Origin of the sequence: Exiguobacterium sp. H66, assembly GCF_018618705.1 — a bacterium.
Taxonomy (GTDB): domain Bacteria; phylum Bacillota; class Bacilli; order Exiguobacteriales; family Exiguobacteriaceae; genus Exiguobacterium_A; species Exiguobacterium_A oxidotolerans.
In genome coordinates this window covers 15,728-41,178 of sequence record NZ_JACSMQ010000009.1, presented here as the reverse complement: position 1 = coordinate 41,178, position 25,451 = coordinate 15,728, and the positions used below count along the sequence as shown (strand labels likewise).

At 49.8% G+C, this 25,451-nt stretch carries 27 protein-coding genes and 1 pseudogene; 12 read left to right on the top strand and 16 right to left on the bottom strand.

Going from position 1 to position 25,451, the window contains the following annotated elements:
- Nucleotides 1-74: 74 nt before the first annotated feature.
- The 5 genes from KNP88_RS13465 to KNP88_RS13445 form a co-directional block, all read right to left on the bottom strand.
- On the bottom strand, nucleotides 75-1,739 hold the full coding sequence (locus tag KNP88_RS13465) for an FAD-dependent oxidoreductase (RefSeq protein ID WP_214894213.1): 1,665 nt from the start codon (nucleotides 1,737-1,739) through the stop codon (nucleotides 75-77).
- A gap of 12 nt (nucleotides 1,740-1,751) precedes the next feature.
- Nucleotides 1,752-3,056 (bottom strand): arsenic transporter, encoded by a 1,305-nt coding sequence (locus KNP88_RS13460; protein ID WP_214894212.1) that lies wholly within the window; start codon nucleotides 3,054-3,056, stop codon nucleotides 1,752-1,754.
- A gap of 94 nt (nucleotides 3,057-3,150) precedes the next feature.
- The gene (locus KNP88_RS13455) at nucleotides 3,151-3,459 is read right to left on the bottom strand and encodes an ArsR/SmtB family transcription factor (protein ID WP_214894211.1); all 309 of its coding nucleotides are present in this window, start codon (nucleotides 3,457-3,459) and stop codon (nucleotides 3,151-3,153) included.
- A 94-nt stretch (nucleotides 3,460-3,553) separates the two neighbouring features.
- Nucleotides 3,554-3,796: a hypothetical protein gene (locus KNP88_RS13450; RefSeq protein ID WP_029333604.1), complete on the bottom strand. Its 243-nt coding sequence runs from the start codon at nucleotides 3,794-3,796 to the stop codon at nucleotides 3,554-3,556.
- Nucleotides 3,793-4,341, bottom strand: a complete 549-nt coding sequence (locus KNP88_RS13445) for a GNAT family N-acetyltransferase (RefSeq protein WP_214894210.1) — start codon at nucleotides 4,339-4,341, stop codon at nucleotides 3,793-3,795. The genes KNP88_RS13450 and KNP88_RS13445 overlap by 4 nt, the downstream gene beginning before the upstream one ends.
- 191 nt (nucleotides 4,342-4,532) lie before the next feature.
- Here KNP88_RS13445 and KNP88_RS13440 point away from each other — a divergent pair, with 191 nt between their 5' ends.
- Nucleotides 4,533-4,793, top strand: coding sequence for a hypothetical protein (locus KNP88_RS13440; protein WP_214894209.1), 261 nt, complete (start codon nucleotides 4,533-4,535; stop codon nucleotides 4,791-4,793).
- 328 nt (nucleotides 4,794-5,121) lie between these two features.
- On the top strand, nucleotides 5,122-5,547 hold the full coding sequence (locus tag KNP88_RS13435; RefSeq protein WP_214894208.1) for a VanZ family protein: 426 nt from the start codon (nucleotides 5,122-5,124) through the stop codon (nucleotides 5,545-5,547).
- An 87-nt stretch (nucleotides 5,548-5,634) separates the two neighbouring features.
- Here the strand turns inward: KNP88_RS13435 and KNP88_RS13430 are convergent, their stop codons facing one another.
- Nucleotides 5,635-7,341, bottom strand: a complete 1,707-nt coding sequence (locus KNP88_RS13430; RefSeq protein ID WP_214894207.1) for a methyl-accepting chemotaxis protein — start codon at nucleotides 7,339-7,341, stop codon at nucleotides 5,635-5,637.
- Nucleotides 7,342-7,506: 165 nt separating this feature from the next.
- On the opposite strand from KNP88_RS13430, the gene KNP88_RS13425 reads away from it, so the two are divergent.
- Nucleotides 7,507-8,559, top strand: a complete 1,053-nt coding sequence (locus KNP88_RS13425) for a C45 family autoproteolytic acyltransferase/hydrolase (RefSeq protein ID WP_088836998.1) — start codon at nucleotides 7,507-7,509, stop codon at nucleotides 8,557-8,559.
- A gap of 478 nt (nucleotides 8,560-9,037) precedes the next feature.
- On the opposite strand, the gene KNP88_RS13420 is transcribed toward KNP88_RS13425, so the two are convergent.
- Nucleotides 9,038-9,517, bottom strand: a complete 480-nt coding sequence (locus KNP88_RS13420) for a GNAT family N-acetyltransferase (RefSeq protein WP_214894206.1) — start codon at nucleotides 9,515-9,517, stop codon at nucleotides 9,038-9,040.
- Nucleotides 9,514-10,101 (bottom strand): GNAT family N-acetyltransferase, encoded by a 588-nt coding sequence (locus KNP88_RS13415; protein WP_214894205.1) that lies wholly within the window; start codon nucleotides 10,099-10,101, stop codon nucleotides 9,514-9,516. The genes KNP88_RS13420 and KNP88_RS13415 overlap by 4 nt, the downstream gene beginning before the upstream one ends.
- Before the next feature lie 512 nt (nucleotides 10,102-10,613).
- Here KNP88_RS13415 and KNP88_RS15885 point away from each other — a divergent pair.
- From KNP88_RS15885 to KNP88_RS13400, 3 genes and pseudogenes are all read left to right on the top strand, one after another.
- A pseudogene (locus KNP88_RS15885) lies at nucleotides 10,614-10,985 on the top strand (phospholipase D-like domain-containing protein); the annotation flags it as partial.
- Between the two features lie 295 nt (nucleotides 10,986-11,280).
- A complete protein-coding gene (locus KNP88_RS13405) occupies nucleotides 11,281-12,324 on the top strand; it encodes a Fic family protein (RefSeq protein ID WP_353048793.1) in 1,044 nt (347 codons plus the stop codon).
- A gap of 210 nt (nucleotides 12,325-12,534) precedes the next feature.
- The gene (locus KNP88_RS13400) at nucleotides 12,535-13,044 is read left to right on the top strand and encodes a MepB family protein (protein ID WP_214894202.1); all 510 of its coding nucleotides are present in this window, start codon (nucleotides 12,535-12,537) and stop codon (nucleotides 13,042-13,044) included.
- Nucleotides 13,045-13,301: 257 nt separating this feature from the next.
- Here the strand turns inward: KNP88_RS13400 and KNP88_RS13395 are convergent, their stop codons facing one another.
- The 3 genes from KNP88_RS13395 to KNP88_RS13385 are packed head-to-tail and all read right to left on the bottom strand — an operon-like array spanning nucleotide 13,302 to nucleotide 16,258.
- Nucleotides 13,302-14,285: a FecCD family ABC transporter permease gene (locus KNP88_RS13395; RefSeq protein ID WP_214894201.1), complete on the bottom strand. Its 984-nt coding sequence runs from the start codon at nucleotides 14,283-14,285 to the stop codon at nucleotides 13,302-13,304.
- A complete protein-coding gene (locus KNP88_RS13390) occupies nucleotides 14,286-15,278 on the bottom strand; it encodes a FecCD family ABC transporter permease (protein ID WP_214894200.1) in 993 nt (330 codons plus the stop codon).
- A 53-nt stretch (nucleotides 15,279-15,331) separates the two neighbouring features.
- On the bottom strand, nucleotides 15,332-16,258 hold the full coding sequence (locus tag KNP88_RS13385; RefSeq protein ID WP_214894199.1) for an ABC transporter substrate-binding protein: 927 nt from the start codon (nucleotides 16,256-16,258) through the stop codon (nucleotides 15,332-15,334).
- A gap of 168 nt (nucleotides 16,259-16,426) precedes the next feature.
- Here KNP88_RS13385 and KNP88_RS13380 point away from each other — a divergent pair, with 168 nt between their 5' ends.
- Together KNP88_RS13380 and KNP88_RS13375 are read left to right on the top strand one after the other, a co-directional pair.
- On the top strand, nucleotides 16,427-17,188 hold the full coding sequence (locus KNP88_RS13380) for an arylamine N-acetyltransferase family protein (protein WP_251132556.1): 762 nt from the start codon (nucleotides 16,427-16,429) through the stop codon (nucleotides 17,186-17,188).
- A 2-nt stretch (nucleotides 17,189-17,190) separates the two neighbouring features.
- Entirely contained in the window at nucleotides 17,191-17,691 is a 501-nt protein-coding gene (locus KNP88_RS13375; protein WP_214894198.1) for an NUDIX hydrolase, read from the top strand.
- Nucleotides 17,692-17,752: 61 nt separating this feature from the next.
- On the opposite strand, the gene KNP88_RS13370 is transcribed toward KNP88_RS13375, so the two are convergent.
- Genes KNP88_RS13370 through KNP88_RS13360 form a run of 3 tightly spaced genes read right to left on the bottom strand, consistent with a single transcriptional unit; the run spans nucleotide 17,753 to nucleotide 20,099 of the window.
- Nucleotides 17,753-18,463, bottom strand: a complete 711-nt coding sequence (locus KNP88_RS13370) for a DUF554 domain-containing protein (protein ID WP_214894197.1) — start codon at nucleotides 18,461-18,463, stop codon at nucleotides 17,753-17,755.
- 53 nt (nucleotides 18,464-18,516) lie between these two features.
- The gene (locus KNP88_RS13365; RefSeq protein ID WP_214894195.1) at nucleotides 18,517-19,431 is read right to left on the bottom strand and encodes a DMT family transporter; all 915 of its coding nucleotides are present in this window, start codon (nucleotides 19,429-19,431) and stop codon (nucleotides 18,517-18,519) included.
- Between the two features lie 2 nt (nucleotides 19,432-19,433).
- Nucleotides 19,434-20,099, bottom strand: a complete 666-nt coding sequence (locus KNP88_RS13360) for a GntR family transcriptional regulator (RefSeq protein WP_214894193.1) — start codon at nucleotides 20,097-20,099, stop codon at nucleotides 19,434-19,436.
- 145 nt (nucleotides 20,100-20,244) lie between these two features.
- On the opposite strand from KNP88_RS13360, the gene KNP88_RS13355 reads away from it, so the two are divergent.
- The 3 genes from KNP88_RS13355 (at nucleotide 20,245) to KNP88_RS13345 (ending at nucleotide 21,697) form a co-directional block, all read left to right on the top strand.
- Nucleotides 20,245-20,565: a PadR family transcriptional regulator gene (locus tag KNP88_RS13355; RefSeq protein ID WP_214812061.1), complete on the top strand. Its 321-nt coding sequence runs from the start codon at nucleotides 20,245-20,247 to the stop codon at nucleotides 20,563-20,565.
- 3 nt (nucleotides 20,566-20,568) lie between these two features.
- Nucleotides 20,569-21,327 (top strand): HAAS domain-containing protein, encoded by a 759-nt coding sequence (locus KNP88_RS13350; protein ID WP_214894191.1) that lies wholly within the window; start codon nucleotides 20,569-20,571, stop codon nucleotides 21,325-21,327.
- A gap of 127 nt (nucleotides 21,328-21,454) precedes the next feature.
- Entirely contained in the window at nucleotides 21,455-21,697 is a 243-nt protein-coding gene (locus KNP88_RS13345; protein ID WP_214894189.1) for a hypothetical protein, read from the top strand.
- 92 nt (nucleotides 21,698-21,789) lie between these two features.
- Here the strand turns inward: KNP88_RS13345 and KNP88_RS13340 are convergent, their stop codons facing one another.
- Complete coding sequence (locus KNP88_RS13340; protein ID WP_214894187.1) at nucleotides 21,790-22,341, bottom strand: GNAT family N-acetyltransferase; 552 nt, start codon at nucleotides 22,339-22,341, stop codon at nucleotides 21,790-21,792.
- A gap of 19 nt (nucleotides 22,342-22,360) precedes the next feature.
- Nucleotides 22,361-23,596, bottom strand: a complete 1,236-nt coding sequence (locus tag KNP88_RS13335) for an MDR family MFS transporter (RefSeq protein WP_214894185.1) — start codon at nucleotides 23,594-23,596, stop codon at nucleotides 22,361-22,363.
- 101 nt (nucleotides 23,597-23,697) lie between these two features.
- Between KNP88_RS13335 and KNP88_RS13330 the strand changes: the two genes are divergently transcribed.
- A complete protein-coding gene (locus KNP88_RS13330) occupies nucleotides 23,698-25,323 on the top strand; it encodes an ABC transporter substrate-binding protein (protein ID WP_214894183.1) in 1,626 nt (541 codons plus the stop codon).
- Nucleotides 25,324-25,451 lie beyond the last annotated feature (128 nt).

Genomic DNA, 25,451 nt, shown 5'->3' with positions numbered 1-25,451 from the left:
ATAGTTTGTCTGCACGCTGAAAGAACCACATTCCGTCAGACGGAGCGTGGTTCCTGTTTATGCGATTTTTGCGCTTATTTCTTAGAAAAACAATGCTTCAGGTGCTGATAGTTCGTATTTCCACCGGACAAGTTACAGACATCCGTAAACCCGAGATTCTTGAGCACGTTTTGCGCTGCATTGCCGGTGACGCCTTTATTACAATAGACGACCGTCGGGATGGATGGGTCGAGTTCCGCAGCCCGCGTCCGCAGTTCGCCGAGCGGGATATGAACCGCGCCGTCGACATGATTCTTCTCGAACTGTTTTTTCGACCGCGTATCGATGATTTGAATCGATTCTTCCGTCGCTGTTTGCTCGACCAATGTTTCCGGTGTCACTAAGCGGGCCGTCTTCTTAATCGCATTATCAAGTGCCATCCCCGTGTAGAGGACGGGATCTTTTGTCGTCGAGAACGGCGGGGCATAGGCAAGATCGAGGTGGAATAAGTCTTCCGCTTTCGCCTTGAACGTGATTGCCGTCGCGAGTACATCAATCCGTTTGTCGACGCCTTGCGGTCCAACGATTTGTGCCCCGAGGACCCGTCCTGTTTTTCGGTCAGCAATCGCTTTGATGACCATGTCCTTTCCGCCCATATACTCGGGACGGTCCGGTTTAATGTTGTGTAAAATCTCAATATCGAATCCGGCGGCAAGGGCTTCTTTTTCCGTCAAGCCGGTTTGGGCGACCGTCAAATCGAATGCCTTGAAAATCCCCGTCCCGAGAATGCCGCGATGTGCCGCCTCTTCCCCTGTGATGACCATCCCGGCAATCCGACCCATCTTGTTCGCTGTTGAACCGAGCGGCCGATAGATTGCTTCGCCCGTAATGACGGAAAAGCTCTCTGCGACGTCACCGACGGCGTAGACGTCTTTCACGTTCGTCTGCATTTGCGGATTGACGGCAATCGCCCCCGTCTGACCGAGTGTGACGCCGATTTGCGTCGCCAGTTCCGTGTTCGGTTTGACGCCGACCGAGAGGATGACGAAATCCGTCGCAATCGATTTTCCGCTCGCGAGTTCGACTTGCTCAACTTCGCCTTCGCCCGTCAATGCCGTGACGGATTCATTTAACAACAGCCGGACCCCTTTACTTTCAAGATGATCACCGACACGCGATGCCATATCAAAATCAAGCGGCGGCATGACTTGCGGCAGCCGTTCGACGAGCGTGACGGCAATGCCGCGATACGTCAATTGTTCCGCCATCTCAAGTCCGATGAATCCGCCACCGACGATCGTGACCGTCTTCGGATCGTGTTGCTCGATGTACGTACGGATCGCTCCGGCGTTCTGGACGTTCCGGACAGAAAAGACGTTTGGTGCATCAACACCGGGAAATGGCGGAATGATGCTTGAGGCACCTGTCGCGAGGACCAGCGTATCGTACGTATCCTCAAAGCGTTCACCCGTTACGCCATTTAAGATGGTCGCCGTCTTCGTCTGATGATTGATTGATTCGACTTCATGTTGGGTCTTGACGTCGATGTTGTAGCGTTTTTTAAAGAATGCCGCGTCCCGTGGTGTCAAGGTATCGATGTCTTCGATCTCACCACCGACGAAGTACGGGATGCCGCAACCCGAGTACGAGATGTCTTGATCGCGGTCGTAAATCGTAATTTGTAATGATTCGTCGTTCCGACGGGCTTTCGCGCCGACCGATGTTCCGGCAGCAACTGAACCGATGATGAGTAGTTTCATGAATAATCCCCCTTAGTAAAGTAACAAGCTGATGTAAAGACCAAGTAAGGTGATCGCAAGCGTCGGAACCGTTAAAATCGTTCCAATCTTAACGTATTGTCCCCACCCGATTTTAACACCTTTCGTCCGTAAGACGTGTAACCAAAGTAACGTCGCAAGACTCCCGATCGGCGTGATTTTCGGACCTAAGTCGGAGCCAATGACATTGGCATAAATCAAGGCCTCCCGGATCGATCCTGTTGCCTGACTGAGATCGATCGCGAGTGCATCAATCATCACGGTCGGCATGTTGTTCATGATCGATGACAAAATGGCAGCGAGGAAGCCCATCCCGAACGTCGCGGCGGCGAGATTTGTCGCAAATCCATCGATGATGTCCGCTAAAAGTTGCGTCAGACCGGCATTTTGAAGCCCGTAAACGACGATGTACATCCCGAGCGAGAAGAAGACGATTGCCCATGGTGCACCAGCGATGACTCGTTTCGTCGGGACACTTGGTGAACGGCGGGCCATCAGTAAGAAGAACAAGGCGATGACGCCGGCAACGAGACTGACGGGAATCCCGATAAGATCACTCGTGAAGTAACCGACGACAAGCAGCACGAGGACCACCCATGATAATTTGAACATTCGCTGATCTTTGATTGCCGCGCGTGGTGCGACGAGTTGTGTCACGTCATAAGTCTTCGGAATACTCTTACGGAAGTAAAGATAAAGTACGAGTAAACTCCCGGAAACCGCAAAGACGTTGACGAACACCATCCGTGCCGCATAGTCCGTAAAGCCGATGTCAAAGAAGTCGGCCGAGACGATGTTGACGAGGTTCGAAACGACGAACGGCAGACTTGCCGTATCGGCGATGAAGCCGGACGCGAAGACATACGCGAGGACGACATAATCCGGTAACTTTAAGTGCCGGACCATCGCGAGGACGATTGGTGTCAAAATCAACGCGGCGCCGTCATTTGCGAACAAGGCAGCGACCCCTGCCCCAAGCAGCGTCATGTAGATGAACAATTTCAATCCGCCGCCTTTGGCGATTCGTGCCATATGTAAGGCGGCCCATTCAAAGAAGCCGATCTCGTCTAAAATCAGCGAGATGATGATCAACGCGATAAAGGTAAACGTCGCGTTCCAGATGATGCCCCAAACGGTCGCGACATCGTCAAGATTGACGACGCCGGTCAGCAAGGCGATGATGGCCATCCCGATCGCCGAATAACCGATCCCGAGACCTTTCGGTTGTTTGATGATTAAAAATAACGTGATTAAAAAGATTCCAATCGCAAGTACGTGTGTTCCAGTCAAAATCGTCACTTCATTTCTATAAAAAATTTTAATTTCAGCAACTTCACATAACAACCTTGTTATATAATGACGCTGTCGACCAACCGAAAAGTGACCTTTCCGGTCAGCACATATTTCTTTCCGTCAAGGACGGTCGTTCGAGTGTTGCTAAAATCGTCACGAGCAATGCATAGTGTGAATGGTCCGGATTAAGCCGAAAATGAATCCACTGACGATCGCGTCGTTCCAAGATGATGTGCGCTTGCCGTAATAATTTCAAATGCCGGCTGATTGCCGGCTGGGATATGCCATACACATCGACGAAATCACAGACACAGTGTTCACGCTCTTGCAGGCGATTCAACATATCAAGCCGGATTCCGTCACTCAGCAATTTCAAATAGGCACTGACTGTTTCGACGTCTGTGTTCAATGGCCCCTCGCCTCCTCCTCTTTTCCTATGCCACGTGTTCTAACATAACCAGTCTATTATATAACTAGCTCGTTATTCAATGATTTTTAAAAGATTATTTTTTGTTCTGTGTAAAGGATGTGAACGCCGGTAGATTGACGACCAAAAAATAAAGCGCGAATGCAATCAAAAAGAATACGGTGAAGGACAACAATTTTTCATCATGTAAAAACAATGTCCGGTCGATGTGCAGGTGCCCGGTTTTATCAATCGCGACCGGCATCGTCACCAGTGTTAAAAAAATACCGCCCATCAGGAAAAGTCCAAGTATGTTGAAATACCGTTGCGGTGTTTTCATGATTTCACCACCCAGTCCGGTTGAATTATCGAAAACAAACACCCATCATGCGAACGTCCACCTTGATAGAGATAACCCCGCAGTTTGCCTTCTTGAACGAACCCTTGTTTTTCGAGGAGACGGATTGACGCGACATTATCCGGGAAGGTGACGGCTCCGACACGGAATAAATCAAGTTCTTCAAACGCATACCGCAAAATTACCCGGACCGCTTCCGATGTATAACCTTTCCCCCAATAAGCGGGACTTAATTCGAAACCGATTTCTGTTTTCTTGCTGTATTCACTCAAGTGATTAAAGCCGATCGTCCCGATGAACGCTCCGGTTTCCTTGTCGACCATCCCCCAGCGGATGCCGCGTCTTGTTTTATAGGTATCGTCGAATGACTTGACGATCATGGTTCCTTGTTCGGCAGATGTCAACGGGTCCATCCCGTAAAAGCGCGTCACCGCCTCGTCCGATAAGATTTCAAATAATGCTTCCGCATGGTCGTCTGTTACTTCGACGAGCTGTAATCGCTCCGTTTGTAAAACGGGAAAAGTCATGTTCATTCCTCCGATTTTCATTTACTGTCCTTAAACGCATATTACGGCACTCCCACTCAAAATCCCTGCTTTTTCCACAAAAACAATGTTAATTCCTAATAATGAAAGATGAATGGGTTTTTGTTGTGTTATCCTATTTTTGGTCTTTAATTCCCATTTTCCTTGTTTAAATTATTTAGGAGGTAAATGTTTTGAGTACAAAACTAGCATTCATCTTATGTCTCATGCTTGTAGCTGGATTTCGCATCATCCATCTGTTTGATCTGCCTTATTTGATCCAGCAACTCTATGGTGTGTTTTATATCTTCTCGACTGGCATTATCGTATTCACGATATGGAAACAAAAAAAGCGAAACGCGTCCAATCTTAAGGACGACAATTTATCAAAATCAGGCGAGAATACTCCCACCTCTAAGCGTCTCAGGGCGAAGCCCAGCGCAGGTGGGAGATGAATCGCCTTCGGACAAGACGTGTCTTGAGACACGTCAATTGCACGACATTCTTGGTTTAAAAACACTCAAAATCAGGAATAAAATCAATGTCATGTTCTTTGAAAACTGAAGATATAGGGTTGTGACAGGGAGTTCGTCTGTCACGTAAAATCTTCAACGTTCACCTTGCGGATGACCGAAGTAGCGAAAACCAAGCAAAGTAGGCATCCGCGTAAAAAAAAACTGACAAGATTAACTCTCAACCGTCGGGACGACGGGGGTAGCCTGATAAAGTTTCGACCGATAGGTCGGATAACTCAGGAATCCTCCACCTCTTAGCGTAGCGTAGGTGGAGGTAGTTCAATTCCCTCCGCAAGCAGGTTCAATCGAAATTCAGTTGCGCCCTTTCCACTTTATTAACGATTGGATGATTGCAGGACAGCAAGGCAATTGGTTCTTTTGGAATTCAGTAAAGTTGACTGCTTATAACTTCCTTTTGTTCCTGCCGCTCGGCGTCTATCTTGTTGTCCTTTTCAAAACACGGTTCACAACAGGATTGCTGCTCCTTTTCCTTGTGAGTTTTGTGATTGAGACGCTGCAATTTGTCTTCAGTTATGTCGGTCTGCTCTTCCGTCGTACTTTCAACGTTGATGATCTATTGCTGAACACACTCGGTGGCTTACTTGGGATGCTCATCGCCTATAGCGTCATCCACTTCATGCTGACGAAATTCAACCAGTTCCCGAAGCAAACGGATAAAACTAAAATTTCGTAACCAATTAAAACGACGGATGTCTTTCGCTGTAATAGCGTCGCATCCGTCGTTTTTGTATGATCTTATCTTTCACGATCCGAAATCGATTCAAACTTGAAACCGGTCCGCTAGTCCTTTTAAATCCTCTGCCATCGTCGCAAGCGACTGCGAGGCCGATGAAATTTCCTGCATCGATGCCATCTGCTCTTCCGTCGACGCTGAAATATTCTCCGTTCCGGCAGCAGCACTTTCCGTGACGCCCTGGATTTCCCGCATGACGGCCGCGATTTGTTCGCTGCCCGCTGCCATTTCCTGAACAGCACCGGATACTTCTTCGACTTGATCCGTCACGTCGACGATCGAGCACTCGATTTCCTTGAACGAATCACTCGCTGCTGCGACGACGTGAATCCCGCTCGTCATCTCACCCGAAACTTTTTCCATCGAGACGACGGAATGTTCCGTCTCCCGCTGAATGACTTGAATCAATCCTTCGATTTGCTTCGCCGCAACCGCCGATTGTTCGGCGAGCGCCTTGACTTCTGCTGCGACGACGGCGAATCCGCGCCCTTGCTCCCCGGCACGTGCCGCTTCAATCGCTGCATTTAAGGCAAGTAAGTTCGTTTGCGCGGCGATGCCCGTGATCGACGCCGTAATCTGCCCGATTTCTTTTGAGCGACCACCGAGTCCGACGATGACGTGTCCAAGTTCCGTGACGTCCGTATTGATTTGTTCCATTTGTCGGCCGAGTTTGTCGACGACTTGACTGCCTTGCTCGACTTTCCCCATCGCGTCGCCGGTCACGTCAGACATCTGTTGCGCATTCCGCGCGACTTGGCGGATGCCGGACGTCAATTCCTCGACCGTTCGTGACGCGCCCGAGACTTGACCTAGTTGTTGTGTCGATCCGCTCGCGATTTCTTCCATTGTCACGGCGACGAGTTCCGTCGCTTTCGTCGTCGCTTCCGCGTTCGCACTCAGTTCGTCCGATGCTTTCGCGACGTGGTTCGACGTGCCCGTCATCTCGACGATGACATGATGCAACTGTTCCGTCATCGTATTGAACGATGCTGTTAATTGACCAAGTTCATCTTTTGAATTGTAATCACCACGTACCGTCAAATCACCATCACCCGACTGTTCCATCCAGCCTTGGAGTGAACGGATCGGTCGCGTGATTAAGCGAATGATGTAAATCGCTAAAATCGCAAACAAAAGCAACGATCCGATGAAAATTGCCGCCATTAAGTAAAAGGCTGTCTGTTTCTCTGCCTGATTTTGTTCGTTGATCGACTTCGCTTGATTCGTCATCGATTTCATTAAGCTTGCTGCCGTATCAGCGACTTGATCCCGAACTTGTTCGAGACCAGTAGAGTATGTTTGATAGGCTTCTTCTTTATTGCCTTCAATCGCTAAACTTTGAATCGTACTGAGTCCATTGTCGTAGGCGATGATGTAATCGTTTAGTTCTTCAAGCTGCTTCGCCTCACGGGCACCAATGTTCGCCGTCCGCTCGAACTTGTCGACCGCCGTCCGGATTTGTGCTTGGCGTTGATCGATTAGACCCTCCAGTTCTTCGAGTCGTGCCGAATCTTTCGTCAACATCATCTCGACGAGGAACGAATCGAGCGCCCGGGTATCAATCCGAATCTTCCCGACTTCTTGAACGGGAATTAAATTTTCTTCATACATCGCTTCAGATGCATTGGCCATCTGATTTAAAAAGTAGATGCTCGCACTCGTAATCAGGACCATCGCGACGAGTGCTGTCGCAACCAACACTTGAATCTTTCTTCGTACTGTCAAATTTTTCATCCATTTTCCCCCTCACTTTTCTATATCGGTAAAATGAAGCGATGTTTGACTCTTTTTACGGAATTTTTCCAATCCATGATGTGTTACCGCCAATGCGTCGGCTACGACTTTTGTTAAGTCGTTCGGTATAATCGGCAGTACGAGAAGCAGAAAGGATGAGTCGTCATGCAACAGGTTGCTAATGAAATCACTCAGTTTCGCGGCACCCATTACGAGTTCGGTCGCGAACAAGGACGGTACGTTAAGCAAAATGAATTACTCCATAACCGGGAAGACAACTGGAAGATTCGGGTTCCACGCTTTCAGGTCGACCCGGGCGAAACAAAAGAAATGTTCCTGCGGTATGTCCCGCACATGTGGGATGAAATCCTCGGACTCCAGGATGAACTTGAACTGTCGCTTGAAGACACATTGCTTCACTTTGGTCATTACCGCGTCGAAGGTCCGAAAAGCGGCTGTTCGATCATGACGGGCGATAATTTTTTAGTCCGCAATTATGATTATCATCCGATGACCTACGACGGACGGTTTTCCGTTTTCCAACCGACGGACGGCGGTTCTGCCATCATCGGTCCCGCGTCACGCGTGACCGGTCGGATGGACGGGATGAACGAACACGGACTGGCGATGGGCTACAACTTCATCAACCGGAGACGCCCCGGAGACGGATTCGTCAGTTTCATGATTGGCCGGATCATCCTTGAAACGTGTACATCGGTCGAAGACGCGATTTCGCTCGTCAAGGAATTGCCGCACCGCGGTTCTTTCACCTACGTCGTCCACGATAAGTCGGCGCGCTCGTTCGTCATCGAAGCGACGGCACGCGACATCGAAGTCCGGGAGACGAATCTCTGTACGAACCATTTTGATTTACTGCAACACGAAAACCGGTTCCATCTCGATGACTCGAAACGACGGATGATGGAAATGAAGTCGCACCAGCACTTGATTCAAGATGCGGAGTCTGCCTTCCGTCTACTCAACGATACCGATAAAGGGGTCTTTTCCGAGCTCTACTCCCACTGGGCCGGAACGATTCATACGTCGGCGTACTTCCCGGAGGACTTGAAGGTCTGGTTCGCGCTCGGCGGTGACCAAGAGCCGGTCGAGTTTGATTTCCGCGACTGGTTGGCCGGCAACGACTTTGCTCTGAAACGCATCGAAGGAGAACTTGAGACCGACATCCAGTTCGCGAACACGTTACAGACGTGGCGCTGAACGAATTCAACTAACAAAAAGCACGAAAGCAGCTGGTACAGTTGCTTTCGTGCTTTCGTGCTTTTATCAAAAATCAGGCGAGAATACGCCCACCTCCAAGCGTATTGGGGCGAAGCCCAGCGTAGGTGGGAGATGAATCGCCTTCGGGCAAGACGTGTCTTGAGACACGTCAATTGCACGACATTCTTGGTTTAAAAACACTCAAAATCAGGAATAAAATCAATGTCATGTTCTTTGGAAACTGAAGATATAGGGTTGTGACAGGAAGTTCGTCTGTCACGTAAAATCTTCAACGTTCACCTTGCGGATGACCGAAGTAGCGAAAACCAAGCAAAGTAGGCAAACGCGTAAAAGAAACTGACAAGATTAACGTTCAACCGTCGGGACGACGGGGTTAGCCTGATAAAGTTTCGAGCATTAGATCGAATAACTCAGGAATCCTCCACCTCTTAGCAAAGCGTAGGTGGAGGTAGTTCAATTAATCCAACCGTTTTTCCATATGGAGATCCGTCGGCGCGTACCCTGACGATTCATACAGCTTGATCGCCCGCGTATTGTGGGCAAAGACATGAAGTCCGATGATTTTGATGTTCATCCGCCGTGCGACCTGTTCAAGCGCCACCATCGCCTGTCGCCCGTAGCCTTTTCCTTGGTGATGTGCATCAACCGAAAAATCATAGATGAATGCCGTCCGCCCCTGCTTTTTCTGAACGACATGAAACCACATCATCCCGACCGGTTCAGTCGTCGCCTCATCGACTAGTGAGAAAAGATAATTGTCTTTTGACGCGCGTCCGTCCGGTAAGAGTTGACGAAACTCGGCCGTTGACCGGTCGATCGCTTCCGCCTCCACCCACGTTCCCGCTTTCACCTTTTCCGCGGCGTACTCTTCAATTGCCGTTGGTAAATACGTCTGATACGTCGTTTCCGTCATCGGTTCAAAGCGGATTTTCGTCATCGGTTGTCCCCTACTTCCGTTTGTTCGACCTGTATCATGTTCGATTGCCAGTCATCGGCGAGCATCGCGTAGACGATGACATCATGGAAATCTCCGTAAAGACGTTCTGCCGACCGTAACGTCCCTTCTTTGACGAACCCGAGCCGCTCGGGAATCCGTTGACTCCGTGTATTACCAGCCGCACATTCAATGACGACTCGATTCAAGCCGAGTGTCGTGAAGCAGTATGCTGTGACGAAGTGAACGACTTCCGTCATCAAGTCTTTTCCGCGTCCATCCCCCGTTACGTAATAACCAATCGATGTCTGCCGTAACGTTTGATTGATTTCGTGCAGGGCGACGGTTCCGACTAGAGCGCCGTCATAATAAATCCCGCAGGCGAAACCGTCTCCGTCCGCATACTGCTTCAGCCAGGCCGGAATCACTTCGTCGCGATAGCTGTCCGGTCCCGTCGCTCCATCGACCCAGCCGAGCCACTCCCGTAAGTGGTCCCGGTTGGTGTCGACTAAGGCGAACAGGGCGTCGGCATCTTGCCGTTCAATCAATTTTAATCCGAGTCGTTCTGTGATCTGATGGGTAAACATGTCGTTTCACTCCTTATGTATGTCTAAAGCTATACTTTAGACGTTAAACGTTAAAATACCTGCTTGAGAATCTGTTGCTGTGATGAGTGGGACAGATTTTTGTGAATGACCTGTTTTGGTTTCGTCGTCAGCGCGTTCTCTATGATGCAATCGGCTCCTGGAAACTCAAAGCGAAGGACTTTGCTGCCTTTAACCAAGACAGCGGTGAAGTCCGGTCGTTTTTCGCTTCGCTGTTCGGCATCTTCAACCTGCGGATCAACAACCGCAATCACCGGAAACTTTGTACGATTGACCGGCAAATCGGCTACATCGGCGGTTTTAACGTCGGCTCCGAGTACCTTGGGGAAGACGAACAGTTCGGTTACTGGGGCGATACCCACCTCCGGGTCCTCGGCCCCGTCATTGAGGAACTCGAATACCACTTCGAACAGGACTGGGACGCCGCGAGCCGTGAGAGGACCGATTGGTCAACGGCACCGATTCCACCGCTAGCGGATTCGACAGACTGTGTCCCGGCTCAAATCGTGACATCCGGTCCAACGTCAGAGACGGAATACTTGAAAAACATGTTGATCCAAATGATTCATACGGCGGAAAAATCAATCTATATTCAGTCACCCTACTTTATTCCGGACGCCAGTTTCATGGATGCCTGCCGGATTGCCTTAGCGTCTGGCGTTACCCTGAAGATCATGATTCCGAACCAGCCGGATCACCCGTTCGTCTACTGGGCGACGTATGCGGCGGTCGGCGAAGAACTGGAACTGCTCTTTTTATCGGACGTCGCCGATAGTAGCTTGTTAACGCGGGAAAAATACGCTGCCCGTCCGCGGATGATCCGCTTTAAAGAAAGTATCTCGCGCCTGTTGTCACCAATCTTATGATGTTTTGAAAAACAACACTCTTTTGATTAACTAACAAGATTGTCTGAAAATTATAAACTAACTCATTTAACGCTAAACATACTCATTTCGATTGGTTTTGACTATGTTTAATCGTTTTAAATCCATATCAATTAGTTCATTTTTGAATAAACATACTCATTTTGTCTTAAAATGAGTATGTTTATTCTTTTTGAACACGCTTAAATACGTTATAGTTTAATTAAACATACTCATTTCTCTAGCAAATGAACATGTTTAGCTATCAATGAGTCTATTAATGAAAGAGGCGCTACATGTGAGAAATTATACGTATAGTTATTTAAATACCATTGCACTGCCGATGGAAACGGTTCGCTTAATCAGTAGAATCAATGAATATAAAGGTAAACAAGATTTGTATAAACAACAAGCTCCTCAAATCCTCAATACGTTACGAGACGTCGCTGTCATTCAGTCGACAAAAGCATCGAACGCGATTGAAGGAATTGTCGTTACAGAAAGCCGCCTCCATACCATCATGTCGAAATCAGCAGACCCTGCCGACCGTTCCGAGGCAGAGATTGCCGGTTATCGCGATGTCTTGAATTTGATACATGCTTCGGCACAAGATATTCCAATCAATGCAAACGTGTTGTTACAACTTCATAAGGAACTTTATAAATTCGTTCCCGTCGAAGGTGGTCGTTGGAAAAACGTCGATAACGAAATCAGCGAGACGTTTCCTGACGGGACACGACGGACACGTTTCGTTCCGGTGCCGGCATTCGAGACACCTGCCTCAGTTCAAGCATTATGCGATAGTCTGCGTGACAGGCGGCAACAAGAAGACGTCGATTCACTTATCTTGACGAGCCTCTTTGTACTCGATTTCTTGTCGATTCATCCATTCAATGATGGAAATGGTCGGATGTCACGCTTATTAACACTATTAATGCTTTACCAGGAAGGTTTCGAGGTTGGACGGTACATCAGTCTGGAAAAGATTGTCGAGTCGCGTAAGGAAGACTACTATGAGTCGCTTCGACTGTCTTCTATTCACTGGCATCAGAATCAGCAGGATCCTTTCCCATGGGTCAACTACCTGTTGAGTACAATCCTTGCCGCTTATAAGGAACTGGAGGACCGGGTCGGACTGATTACGACCGGCAATCAAAACAAGGCAGGACGAATTCGTCAATTTGTCGAAAGCCGTATTACACCGTTCACTAAAGCGGATGTCCGGAACGCCTGCCCGGATGTCAGCGAAGCAACGATTAATCGAATTCTGCGTGAACTTCGGGATGAAGGACTCATCAAACCCTCAGGACGTGGACGAGGAGCAAAATGGATCAAAAGATAACCTTTCAACTCGTCACAAGATTTCAGAAACGAAAAAGCATCGAGTGTTCTTGACAATACCGAATACAATAGAATAGATACTCGCCTTTTTTGGATAATGAATCCCTTCCTGCTTCAGCCGGAAAATCAATATCCCTTTTCTTTATTCGATTTAGACTGTCTCATCGATAATCTCTTTTATACTTAAATCCGTTGAGAGATGAACTGAAACGTGCATGATTTTTTCGAAGTACTGAATTATGTAAATAAAATCATTTATGAACCCAATCGTTTACCATTAGAGAGGGTTCAAGAAGAACCACAAAATGCGAACTATGGTGCTGGGACTTTTAAAATATTTTCCAAAACCGTTCGTTTTCGGATAGGACATGTAACGCCTACAAAACTAGGACAGTTTGTGGTCTTTTGGGAAAAAGACGACAACAATAAGAATCAGCCCTATCGATACGACGAAGCCCCTGATCTATTAGTCATCACGACTTTTAAAAATGAAACAGCATTCGGACAATTTATCTTTCCGAAAGAAGTACTTCTTAAACAAAATGTCCTTTCATCTGATGCAACAAAAGGAAAGATGGCGATGCGTGTATATCCGAGCTGGGATACACCAACAAGTAAACAAGCCATCGCAACTCAAAAATGGCAGGCGCCGTACTTTATCGATATGCTTAATGTTTGTGATTCGTTGAATGATGAACTAGTTAAACGTTATTCACTTTAATTTATAACGAATGCGTCTTATTTCTTCCACTATTAAATCAAAGGTTCAATCAAGAGGGCTGGACGGTCGACATTTGATTGGAGACGGTTATCAAGAAAGCTTTTTTCTTAATTTAAAAAGAACTGATTGTTGAACTAACGGTCTGACGCTTAATCTATGCCGATAAAACAGTCAATTTCATACCAAACAGGGAGACGGGATTTTACATCCGCCTCCCTGTTTAATTAAGCTGTTTTACGATTAGAGATCGATCAGCCTTACGACCGTTCCTTGCGTAACAAATACAAGAAATACGGTACACCGATGATTGCCGTGATCAATCCGGCTGGGATTTCGAGTGGCGGATGGATACCGCGACCAAGTGCGTCCGAAACGACAAGCAGTCCGCCACCAACGAGGACCGCCATCGGAATCAACAAGTGATGCCGATGACCGATCAAGCGTCGCGCCATATGAGGGGCGACAAGACCGAGAAAACCGATCGACCCGACCATCGCGACCGCGACACCCGCCAAAGCGACGGCAAGGGCAAGGAAGCGATACCGTGTTCTCTTCATCCGTAGACCAAGTCCGATTGCGACGTCTTCACTGAGCGACAGCACGTCGAGTTTCCGGTGTCCGGTCCAACTGATCAGTCCGAACAAAAGAAAGACCGGTGTCAGGACAGACACTTCCGTCCAGCCTTTTCCGAACAGACTGCCGGCGAGCCAGACGAGCGAATCATTCGTCTGGAGCGGGAACTTGATCAACAGATATTCCGTTCCCGAGGCACAGATTGCACTGACGGCAATGCCGAGCAAGGCGAAGGAGCTGTTCTGCAGCTTTCCGTGATCGGCAAGCAGCATCAATGCGACCATCACGAGCCCCGCTCCGACAAGTGCAGCAAGCGGTGTCAGGACGAGCGGACCGTCGGGAATCAAGGCGATCGTCAAGACGGCGAATAAGGCAGCGCCGTTCGTGACCCCGATGACGTCCGGCGAGACGAGCGGATTGCGGATGATTGCTTGTAATAAGACACCGGACAAGGCAAAACAACCGCCGGCAAGGAATGCAAGCAGCGTCCGCGGCAATCGGTAGTTCATGACGATGAAGGAACCAGAACCGTTTCCTTGAAGGGCCGCGACGACTTCACCCGGCTTCAAAAATATGGAACCGACGCCAAGGAGAAGAAAACTTCCGACCGTGACGAACATGACCATCAGCAAGAGACCGAACCAGGGTTTTTGACGAAGGATGTTCATTTAAATCACACTCCTTGTCTGCCGTTTCGCTAAGTACAAAAAGAACGGCGCTCCGAGTAAGGCGGTCACAATCCCGACCGGTGACTCATACGGATAGGCGACGAAGCGCGCGAGGACATCGGCATATGTCAATAACACAGCCCCGGATAACGCCGAAATCGGTAAGACATACCGGTAATCCTCGCCGACCAACCGCCGGACGATATGCGGCACCATCAGACCGATGAAGCCGATTGCCCCGGCGACGGCGACCGTTACCCCGGCAAGCAGGACGACGGCAACGGCTGCCAGCATCCGGATTCGGGTGATGTTCTGCCCCAGTCCGACGGCCACGTCCTGACCGAGCTGAAAAATCGCCAGCGACTTGCCCAAACTGAAGGCTAAAATCAAGCCGACGATCGACCAGGGTAAAATCAACCGGACTTCAATCCAGCCACTGTCACTGATCGAACCGGATAACCAGTACAGGACATTGGTGATGCGGTCGTTGAACAAAATCAACCCTTTCGTCAATGACGTCAACAGTAAATGAATCGCCATCCCGACGAGTGCCAGCTTCAGGCTCGTCATGCCGCGGACCGAGGCAAAGGAAAAGACGAGTAATCCGCCGATCAGTGCACCGAAAAAGGCGAAATAGACCAGATTCGCTGTCCCGAGAGCCGGGAAGAGCAACAACGCGAGGACGACGAACAGTGACGCCCCGGCGTTGACTCCGAAGACTTGCGGTGAAGCAAGCGGATTACGGGTGACCGCCTGCATCAAGGCACCGGCGACGGCTAAGTTTGCCCCGAGCAATAAACCGAGGACCAACCGTGGCAGGCGGAGTGTCGTCAGGACCAACGTGTCTTTCGACAAGTTGCCGGACGTCCATTCTTTTAAGGCATCAAGCGGATCAATCGTCGTGACGCCAAGAAACAGACTGAGGTAGGATCCGAGTCCGATCAGGACAAGGAGTACGACGAGCAAGCGGATCAATCGTGTATGCCGGATCATCAATGTATCCTCCTTTCATCAACAAAAGCCAGATTGCTCTGGCTTTGCATGTATTACTTATTGTTTGTATTGAGTAGTTGAATCGCTTCATCAACGATCTGTTCCGCGGCATCGAGCCCACGGTAACGCGTCCACAAGTCACGATTGACTTCGTAGACTTCGCCTGCTTTGACGGCTGTGATTTGATTCCAAAGCGGATTCTTTTTCCACTCGTCGAGCAATTTCGGATCGGCTTCCGCCATGAAGATGACGTCCGGATCCCATTTGACGATTTGTTCCAGCGTGATCGTCACGGTTGGTTCCGCTGTTTTCGTGATAGCATTGTCGATGCCCATGCGCTCGAGCAATTCGCCGTCAAACGATGTTTCACCGTGTGCCGTCAACGAATCCGACCGGAAGACACCGACCATGATTTTACGGTGATCGTCCGGGTCGACTTTTTGTTTGGCTGTTGCGAGACGCTCCTCGTGCAACTGTAAACGGTCGTACATCTTGTCGGGTTGTCCGACTGCATCTGCGATAACTTGAAACGAATCGATATTTTCCTGATAGGTCGCGTTCCGACTCTTCAGGATGATTGTCGGTGCGATTTGTTGCAGTTGTTTGTAAATCCCTTTATGCCGGTTGAAATCACCGATGATCAAGTCCGGTTTCAACGAACTGATGACTTCGAGATTCGGTTGTTGCCGCGTTCCGACTTCCGTAAAGGAAATCTTCTTGCCGAGCAGACCCGACACATCGTCTTTGTTTTCCTGGGCGATTCCGACCGGTTCGATCCCCAGTTCGTCAAGCGCGTCGACGAACGAAAACTCGAGCGCGACGACTCGTTTCGGATGGTCCGGCACGTTTGTTGCCCCCGCTTCATGCAGGACTTTATGTGTGTTGGCTGGTTTTTCAGTTGCTTGACCGGCACATGCCGCAAGCATCAGGCAGCTTACCATTAAGATGGCTACCATCCAAGATGTCCGTCTACGTGACATGGTATTCCTTCTTTCTCTATTGGAATGAGAATCATTCTTAATTAATCCCGTCTCAGCATACCAAAGTTTTTCCATTGACGAAAGACTTAATCTTATTTTCAGATAGCATATGACAATTTTTTTCACGATTTATGCGATACTAAGAAGACCGAAAAAGGAGGAATTCAATTGTCATCTCTCATGAAAACCATTGCATCCCGGATACAGTTTCCACTTGACCGGCCGATTACGTTTGACGATTTACCATCTCTATTAGAAGCATTCGCCTACCACCTGCCGTTTGATAATCAGGCCGTCCTCTCGAAACGGACGTTACCTTTTAACGAAGCACGCCTTGAGCAGACGTTCGTCACCAATCAAGCAGGCGGTGTCTGTTACGATTTAAATCATCTGCTCTATGAAATTTTGCGGATCAAAGGATTTGATGTCGCGCTCGTCAAAGCGACCGTCTATGACAATGAACATGAAGTCTGGTCGGCGACCGGTCCGACCCATGTCGCGATTCTACTCCAGCATGCAGGCGCGACGTACCTCGTCGACAGTGGGTTCGGAATCAATCTCGCCTTACGCCCTGTTCCATTGACAGGTGAGATCGTCCTTTCACCAAGCGGCAGCTTCCGGATTGCCCCGAACGGTTCCGGGTACCAGCTTGAAATGCAACGGATAGGACTCGACGACACGTTCATCATCGGCTACCATTTTTATACCCAACAGACGCTTTTGCCGGAGCAGCTCGCAGCGATCGAACAAATCATCCAGCAGCATGCCGCCTCCCCGTTCAATAAACGGAGTTTACTCGCCGTCCGGACTGAAACCGGGCACCGTATTTTGACGGAACAAGCCTTGACGACTTGGACGGATGGAAAGAAAACGATCCAACCCGTCCCGTCAGACGAACAGTATGCGAGTTGGAAAAAGGAGCTGTTCTGATCGTGCAGGACGTACCCTACCCGTATACGCTTTGCCTGGTCCGCCAAGGCGATCAGTTCCTCTTGCTCAACCGGCAAAAGCAGCCGGCGATGGGAATGTGGAACGGTGTCGGCGGCAAAATCGAACCCGGTGAAACACCAACTGCCGCTGTCGTCCGGGAGACGTTCGAAGAGACGGGAATCATGCTGTCACAAGTCCAGTTCGCCGGTACAGCCGTCCTACGCGCTGAACAGGCAGTCGGCATCTACCTCTACCTCGCCGACTTACCGGATGGTCAAACACTTCCGACACCGCTCGTGACGCGCGAAGGGATTCTCGACTGGAAATCGCTAAACTGGATTCTTGATCCGGACAATATCGGGATCATCAGTAACTTAAAACATTATTTACCGAACATCTTGAACGGTCCTCTTTGCCGACACACGTTCGACTACAATCAACACCAGCTGACCGATTACACGACCGATGTTTTGCCTAAAGACGCGCTTCAATCTATTCACTAAAAAAACTGCGCCCCTCATTTCGTGGACAACAGATGTCTCCGAGATGAAAGGCGCAGTTTTTTTAATTAAATCCGGATAGTTGAAGTCCTGTCACAATCAGGGCCACCATCACGATGCCGGGCAGGAGATTTGCGACCCGGATTTTTGTGATACCGGCAAGATTCAACCCGATCGCTAAAATCATCACCCCACCGGTCGCCGTCATCTCGACGATGAACTGTTGCAAGATGGCATCCGGAACATATTGGGTGATTGCGACGGCACCGAGGGCAATCGCCCCTTGATACAGAAGTACGGGAATGGCGGAGAAGATGACGCCGATGCCGAGCGTCGAACTGAGGACGAGCGCCGTAAAGCCGTCAATCAATCCTTTCGTATACAATACGTCGTGATCCTGACGCAATCCGCCGTCAAGCGCCCCGAGCACGCCCATCGCGCCGATGACGAAGATCAGCGTCGCCGTGACGAATCCTTCAGCGATGTTTGACGGGCGTCCCCGGCCGATTCTCAGTTCGAGCCATTCGCCGAGCCGGTTGAGCTTTTCATCGATCCGCAACCATTCGCCAAGCGCCCCACCGATGACGAGACTGCCGATGACGATTAAAAAGTTCTCACTTTTCAACCCCATCTGGACACCGAGCACGACGACGGCGAGACCGATTGCCTGGACGACCGTTTCTTTCGTCCGCTCGGGAATTCTGTGAAACAGGAGGCCGAGTAACGTCCCGACGATGATTAGTCCTGTGTTGACAAGTGTTCCTGTAAGTACCATCCTTGTTCCCTCGTTTGCTAAGTTATTTTTAAATTAAGGTAGTTGAAATAAAATCAATCCGAGATGACGGTCGGACTGGCTTGTCGAAAACTGTGGAGTGTCATCCCAAGCATGACGAGGATGATACCGAGCAGTCCGAGACCTGACGGAAATGCCGCATGTAAAAAGACGGCTTCTCCGAGGACGGTGAACAAAATTTCGAACGATTGTGTCGCCTCGATTGTCGCGAGCCGGACGGGATCACGATGGACGAGCGATGTCGCGTAAAAGAACAAGGACGTCGCGACGACGCCGGAAAAGATTGCGACGAGTGCCGACTGTGATACTTGTGCCATCGAAGGGACGCCACTCGAACGGTATGCAAATGCCGTCAAGATGAACCAAAACGGAAGACTCGCGAGCGTCATCCCGAGAATCCGGTCGAACACGTCGAGTTGGTCACCGTACCGTATGAGCATCTTCCGGTTCCCGAGCGGATAGGCGACCGCTGCAATCAGGACCGGGACGACACCGTACAGCATCGATGACAGGCTGACGTTCTCCGCGACGGCAAGTTGCATGACGATGACGCCGGCGACGATGACAAGGGAAAACCGTAACGCCGTCCAGGGAATCTTCTGGTGAAACAACGGCGCAAGCAACGGACCAGCAAGGATTGTCAGTTGCCACGTCCCGGCGATCACCCAACCGGGCGCATGATCGGCAGCAAAACAAATCCCGCTGTAAAAAATGCCGAAGCCGATCGTCCCGTAGATGAGCCAAAATTTCGGGTCTTCGCGGAGCGCCCGGAAGACATGTCCGACCCGCCGGCGAAAGGCGACGATTATAAACAACAACGGCAGCATAAAATAAAACCGGAGTGCCGCACTGTAAATCCAGTGCCCCCCACTTCCTTGCATCGATTGGTTCAGGATGAAGGTGACGGCAAAAAACAATGCCGCCAAGGTACCGAGTACGAGCGGACGCATTTTCACTCCTCCTTCAGTGCTGCGATGATATGGCGACCGAGCCCATTCCAGTTCTGCCTCGTCAACCGGACGAGTAAATCGACATCCCGCTGTTCGCACGCTTGTATGATCGCATCGTGGTCATCTGCCGACGAACTACCGATCCGGCTGAACTGGGCGAACTCCAGCCGACGGACGAGCGGCGTCAAGCGACTCAACGTTTCAGTCAGTTGCTGATTCTGACTTGCCTGTAAGAAGACATGATGAAACGCATCATCACATTGCATCGCTTCGAGGGCATCCTCCTGACCGATTGCCGTCCGAAATTCGGTATTCAGCTTGCGTAACGTCACTAACGTCTCCGGCGTAATGTGCGGAAACGCCAGTTGACTCGCGAGTCCATGGAGCGTCGCGACGATCGGAAACGTCTCGCGTGCCTGCACCACATTCAGTGCCGTCACGTTCGTCCGTGAACCGGGTTTAAAGACGACGAGTCCCTCCTCTTCCAGTTTTTTCAGTGCTTCCCGGACAGGCGTCCGGCTGACACCGAACTGTTCTGCCAGTTCCAGGTCATTCAATTTTTCACCCGGCGCCAGTTCCAAGGTGATGATTTGTTGCTGCAAGTGTTGATACACTTCCTGACTCAAGGAAGTCCGTTTGATTTTAAGAGTCTTTTTTGAGTTATCCATAAAACTAATATATTGCATATCAATGCTGATTGCACTTGTTTTTTTCAATTATCAGGAAAATTTAATTCACTACCTTGTATTACATGTTATTGAATGATAGGCTATAGTTACCTTGCAATACATGATAGCGAAACGAGGAATACTGATGTCATCTACTCAAATGTTAAAAGGGATTCTTGACGGTTGTTTACTTGCGTTGATCGCCGAAGAAGAGGTCTACGGTTATGAACTGGCGACGAAACTTGCGACCTACGGCTTTGCTGACGTCAGTGAAGGAACGATTTATCCGTTATTGATGCGGATGCAAAAATTGGGTTGGATTGAAGCAACGCAACGCCAGTCTCCGAGCGGACCAAAACGAAAGTATTATGCCATTACTTCGGCAGGACGCGACGAACTGACCGCTTTCTCGGCACGTTGGGAGAGACTCTCGACAAGTGTCAACCAGATTTTAAAGGAGGAATGAACCATGCATCCCTTATCCACTGAATCAACTCGTTTTTTAGACGACTTAAAGATCTATTTGTTAGCTTCCGGAAAAAATGAACAGGCGACGCAAGACATCGTCAGCGAACTCGAGGATCACTTGCGCGACGCTGAGACGGATGGCAAATCGGTCAAATCCATTACCGGCGATAGTCCGGCTGCTTACATCCAGTCGATTTCGAACGAACTGGCCTTTGATTGGAAAGGACTGTTGCAAATCTTCGGGCTTGTGTTAGTAGGTGGATCCAGTTTTTCGTTTTTTCAACAGCTCTTTAATGGTTCCGTCTCCTACAGCGCCATTCTCTTATTGAGTTTTGCGAGCGCAGTTGCATTACTCATCGTCTGTCTCGCGTTGATCTTGCGGTACCTGTCGACGCATACGGTCAGTCCTGTCCGTCAAAAGGTGCTGTTCGGACTGTTCGGCGGCTTATTTTCAGTCAGTATCTTGGTGACCGTTTTTGCCGACCGCTTCATCGATTCACCGACCGTGACGTTTTCGCTCCCTGTCAGTTATGCGATCGGATTGCTTTATCTCGTCGTCATCGTCTGGTTATCGGTTTGGTCAGGGACATGGATTATCGCCATCGGACTTGCCGCCTATTTTTTACCACAGTTTGTTTTACATCAGACTGGAGTCAATGGATTAATCGTCATTTTGAGCAGTTATCTCATTTCGATGATCAGTATGAATCTTTACTTTTTCTTACCGATGCTGCTTACGAAACGACAGATGCAGAAGTGATTTAGTTCGAAAAATGCATAGAATCCGCTACAAACGAGTATTGCTATGAGTTAGCGATTTTTATTTGGTATTTAATGACATTTTAAAGTAGAATGAATTAAACCCACTGGGATCGAGGCTACCTTTTATGAATATTAAGATGCTGATTCTCGTCTTCCTCATTGTCTATCTAGCACTTAGCCTGCCGGCACTATTCGGGATTAGACTTGTCATCGACTGGGTCCCTGAAGCCACCGTCGTTCAAAAGTTTAACGGATATGTCCTCGTGGGACTAACGGATAACTACTTATTCAAATGCGTCATGGCAGGGCTGATTAGCGTTATTCTGAACCTGTTGCTACCTAAACGTAAAACAAGTAAACGTCTGTAAATACCGCTCCTTCTTTAATTGTTAAACAACGTAAAAAACAAGACGTCCCTCTTCCATAATCCGGAGAGGGACGTCTTGTGCTACTGATCCAATCAACATAATTTTTTCGCTTCATACCGCTCCCGTGTCCACCGATACAGCCGGCTCGTCACCGTCCGCCCGTCAATTCGCTCCATGACGAACGGCCGGTCGAGCACGTGGCGGAAGCCCATCTTTTCGATGACGCGTTGCGATTGACCGTTAAAATCAAAGTGAGCAGACCAGACGATCTCCATCTCAAGCTCCACAAAAGCGACAGCGAGTGCCGCGTCGACGATCTCAGGCATCCGTCCCTGTCCCCAGTAATCAGGGTGCAGGACGAATCCGAACTCGACTTGTTTTTTGCTAGCCAGTGCCTCGATCGGTCGGCGCGTATGCATCCCGAAGCTGCCGATGACCTGGTTCGTCGCCCGGTCGACGATTGCATAACCATCATTCGCTTCCTGAAACATCGAAATGACGGCGCGGCTTTCGTCGATGGACGCGTGCGGTGCCCAGCCGGCGTTCGGTCCGACACGCGAATCTTTCGCATAGGCATATAAATCTTCAGCGTCACTCATGCGCCAGCGTCGTAACCGGTGCCGCTTCGTTGTCAATTCCTCCATTTTATCCACTCCTTTTGGGTTACGAGACGTTTCGTTTCGTCTCGACGACTTCTTTCATGTAAAGACCCGAATACGCTAAGACCAATCCGAGGAAGACAATCAATCCGATGTAGACACTCATCATGAACGGGGCTAGGACTGCTCCGAGGATGATCGTCGAGCGTGAAATCAAGTCGGCCCCGGCGTGGGACGTCCCGGCGAACGCCGAGTAGGCGCCGCGTTTATCTTCCGGCATCATGTTCGCTTTTTCAGCGTTTAACGTCGGTGAGTACAACAATTCCCCGATCGTCGCGATGAAGATGAACGTCAACAGGACGGTCATCGAATTCGCACTCGTGACGGTCATGTAGCCGACCAGGTATAACGTTAGTCCGGCGACAAGCGTCTTCCGGCTTGAAAAACGGCTGGCGAGCCGTTGGATGAAAAACGTCAGACAGACGACAAGAATCGTATTCTCGATATTGATCAGACTGACCATCCGGACACCGTTGACGAGGAGATCACCGAATTCGACGGTCTTGAACTCGTCCGCCAGCCGGACGGCGACGTAACTGCCCATCGAAAACTCGGCGGCGAGGATACACATCGAACCGAGCACGACCTTGACGAACGGACGGTCGCGCCAGGCAATCCGGTAACTGTTCGTGATGTCGGTCAGGACGGACCGGAACGGCTGTTTCCGCCAGACGTGTTTCGATTCGTCGAGCAGGAAATGGTACGCGACCGGTAAGAGGAGCGACGTACACGTCAATAAGCTGAACAGGAACAGTTTGTTGCTGACGTAGAGCCAGCCTCCGAGTGCCGTCCCGAGTGCAATCGAGAGATTGATCAACCAGTAATCGATCGCATAGACCGCCCGCCGGTTGTCCGGCGTCGTCGCGTCAATGATGATCGCTCCCATCGCCGGTCGCCCGATGTTACTCGTGACGGTGAAGATGGCGTAGGCAAGCGTGAAGGCAATCATTTGGTTGACGGCGAGACTGATCGTCATCGTCAAGAACATCAAGCCGGTCGCCGTCGTCGAGAGGACGAGCAGCCGTTTTCTCGGGAAACGGTCGGCGAGGTACCCGCCGATTAATCCGATGAAGAAACTTAAGAAGACGGTACTGATTAAAAACAATCCGGCAATGACAGCATTAAACGCGTCGACGAACAATAAGGCCATGAACGGCATGATGGCGAATGACACCGTCCGGTTAAAAAAGGATGTTACGAGTCTGACTTTAATTGGTTTAGGTATTTCTTTCCACTTCATATTGTCACCTTCCATTCTCTACCTGTATGATAAACAAGACAGATTAATTAAAAAATGGACATCGTCGTTAATCGATGTCCCCTTTTAGGAAGGAGCAGCTGATGGAAACGTATCTCTTTACGTTATGGAAAACCTGTCGCGACGGACACTATACGATCCAGCAACTGGCCGATACGGTTCATTTGAGTCCGAAACAATTCAAACGTTATTTGAAGCGCTGGCAAGACGACGGTTGGCTTGATTATACGAGTGGTCAAGGGCGGGGACATTTGTCGGAGCTCGTCTGGTTGCGGCACGTCGAGCGCGAACTGGCCCGTCAGCTGCTCGAGCGGATCGACCGGGAATCGATTGACGCCGTGAAGGAACAGCTCAGTTGGGACTGGTCCCCTGCTCAGACCGGGCGGTTCATGCGGCGGCTCGAACAAAAATTTGGTTATGTCCAAACGGCATCCGATGCCTTGCTCATTCCGCGGAAACGGCCCTTCTTGACGGCTCATCCGCTCGAAGCAGCCGATATCCATAGTGCCCACCTCGTCCAAAATGTCTTTAACCGCTTGTTTTGGATTGATGAAGACGGTCTGCTTAAAGGGGAACTTGCCCATCACTATGCTTGGCAAGGCAACACCTTGTCGCTTTATTTACGAAAAGACGTCCGCTTCCACGACGGTTCACTGATGACGAGTAAAGATGTCACAAAAAGTTTACGGGAACTGATCGCCTTTCCTGCGTACGCCTGGTCGTATCGCCACGTCGAACAGATTAAATCGAACGGACCGTACCGGGTCGACCTGATCCTTGATCAGCAACGGAACTCGATTTTACCGAAGCTTGCGACACTTCACACGAGCATTCATAAAGAAGGGATCGGGACCGGTCCGTTTCAGCTGACCCAACAGGATGGTAAAAAAACTGTTTTACAGGCGTTCGCGAATTTTTACGGCGTCCGGGCGTTGCTCGACCGGATCGAGTTCATCCAGATGCCGGACGCTTATGACCCGGTCTACCGGACGTCATTATCGGAAACGGGCGAAACCGGGACAATCTCCACCCAATCGGGATTCGGACTGATTTTCTTGAATCCCCGTCCGGGCGGCGTCTTCGAAAGCGTGGAGGCGCGGCACTACATCCACCGCCTGATTGTCTCCGTCCGCCCATTCATCAGCCAGTGCAATGAACGCAGTCAACCGAACGGGCGCGGCTTTCTCGGCGAGTATAGCCATGAATACGTCGTTCCCGATGGACCACCTGTCACGTTCGACCGGCCGATCCGGATCAAACTGACGGACTTCACGGAAAACGTGACGTACTGGTTATGTGAGATGTTCGACCGCCAGCACATTCCTTATGAATTCGTTCCGGTCGGATTCAAAGAAAGTATCACCAATCTGCATGCTTTTGCTGACATCGATCTCGTCCTCCACGCAGAGGTGTTCGAGCGTAACTTGACGGTCGCGTTCCATCAGTTCTTAACAAATGAATATTCTCCGCCGGCCAAGCTGTTCCGACAGATGCCGGAGATGGAACGGCGTATCCAACTATATGACGATACACCGTTTGAAGACTGGATGCCGCTCCACCAGTCGTTCGAGCGCTACGTCATCGACGCCTCCTATTTCATCCCGCTGTTTGACGACACGCGGCTGATTCCTTATCCGATCGAGCTGCAGAACCTGGTCATCGATTCGTTCGGTTACCTTGATTTCTCAAAACTTTGGATTCCGACTTGACCGCTGACTCTAGTCAGCGGTTTTTGTCCGTTTCTTGACGAATCGATGGCACGTTTGTGACAAAATTCACTTTCTTTTTTAATCTAGTATTTTATATGTTGTATTTACGGACGAAAGCTCCAATACTG

What these genes read in the sequence shown, in the direction of transcription:
- KNP88_RS13465 (WP_214894213.1), bottom strand. Translation starts at nt 1,739, where the DNA reads ATGAAACTACTCATCATCGGTTCAGTTGCTGCCGGAACATCGGTCGGC.
- KNP88_RS13450 (WP_029333604.1), bottom strand. Translation starts at nt 3,796, where the DNA reads ATGAAAACACCGCAACGGTATTTCAACATACTTGGACTTTTCCTGATG.
- KNP88_RS13445 (WP_214894210.1), bottom strand. Translation starts at nt 4,341, where the DNA reads ATGACTTTTCCCGTTTTACAAACGGAGCGATTACAGCTCGTCGAAGTA.
- KNP88_RS13430 (WP_214894207.1), bottom strand. Translation starts at nt 7,341, where the DNA reads ATGAAAAATTTGACAGTACGAAGAAAGATTCAAGTGTTGGTTGCGACA.
- KNP88_RS13425 (WP_088836998.1), top strand. Translation starts at nt 7,507, where the DNA reads ATGCAACAGGTTGCTAATGAAATCACTCAGTTTCGCGGCACCCATTAC.
- KNP88_RS13420 (WP_214894206.1), bottom strand. Translation starts at nt 9,517, where the DNA reads ATGACGAAAATCCGCTTTGAACCGATGACGGAAACGACGTATCAGACG.
- KNP88_RS13415 (WP_214894205.1), bottom strand. Translation starts at nt 10,101, where the DNA reads ATGTTTACCCATCAGATCACAGAACGACTCGGATTAAAATTGATTGAA.
- KNP88_RS13395 (WP_214894201.1), bottom strand. Translation starts at nt 14,285, where the DNA reads ATGAACATCCTTCGTCAAAAACCCTGGTTCGGTCTCTTGCTGATGGTC.
- KNP88_RS13390 (WP_214894200.1), bottom strand. Translation starts at nt 15,278, where the DNA reads ATGATCCGGCATACACGATTGATCCGCTTGCTCGTCGTACTCCTTGTC.
- KNP88_RS13385 (WP_214894199.1), bottom strand. Translation starts at nt 16,258, where the DNA reads ATGTCACGTAGACGGACATCTTGGATGGTAGCCATCTTAATGGTAAGC.
- KNP88_RS13370 (WP_214894197.1), bottom strand. Translation starts at nt 18,463, where the DNA reads ATGGTACTTACAGGAACACTTGTCAACACAGGACTAATCATCGTCGGG.
- KNP88_RS13365 (WP_214894195.1), bottom strand. Translation starts at nt 19,431, where the DNA reads ATGCGTCCGCTCGTACTCGGTACCTTGGCGGCATTGTTTTTTGCCGTC.
- KNP88_RS13360 (WP_214894193.1), bottom strand. Translation starts at nt 20,099, where the DNA reads ATGGATAACTCAAAAAAGACTCTTAAAATCAAACGGACTTCCTTGAGT.
- KNP88_RS13355 (WP_214812061.1), top strand. Translation starts at nt 20,245, where the DNA reads ATGTCATCTACTCAAATGTTAAAAGGGATTCTTGACGGTTGTTTACTT.
- KNP88_RS13350 (WP_214894191.1), top strand. Translation starts at nt 20,569, where the DNA reads ATGCATCCCTTATCCACTGAATCAACTCGTTTTTTAGACGACTTAAAG.
- KNP88_RS13345 (WP_214894189.1), top strand. Translation starts at nt 21,455, where the DNA reads ATGAATATTAAGATGCTGATTCTCGTCTTCCTCATTGTCTATCTAGCA.
- KNP88_RS13340 (WP_214894187.1), bottom strand. Translation starts at nt 22,341, where the DNA reads ATGGAGGAATTGACAACGAAGCGGCACCGGTTACGACGCTGGCGCATG.
- KNP88_RS13335 (WP_214894185.1), bottom strand. Translation starts at nt 23,596, where the DNA reads ATGAAGTGGAAAGAAATACCTAAACCAATTAAAGTCAGACTCGTAACA.
- KNP88_RS13330 (WP_214894183.1), top strand. Translation starts at nt 23,698, where the DNA reads ATGGAAACGTATCTCTTTACGTTATGGAAAACCTGTCGCGACGGACAC.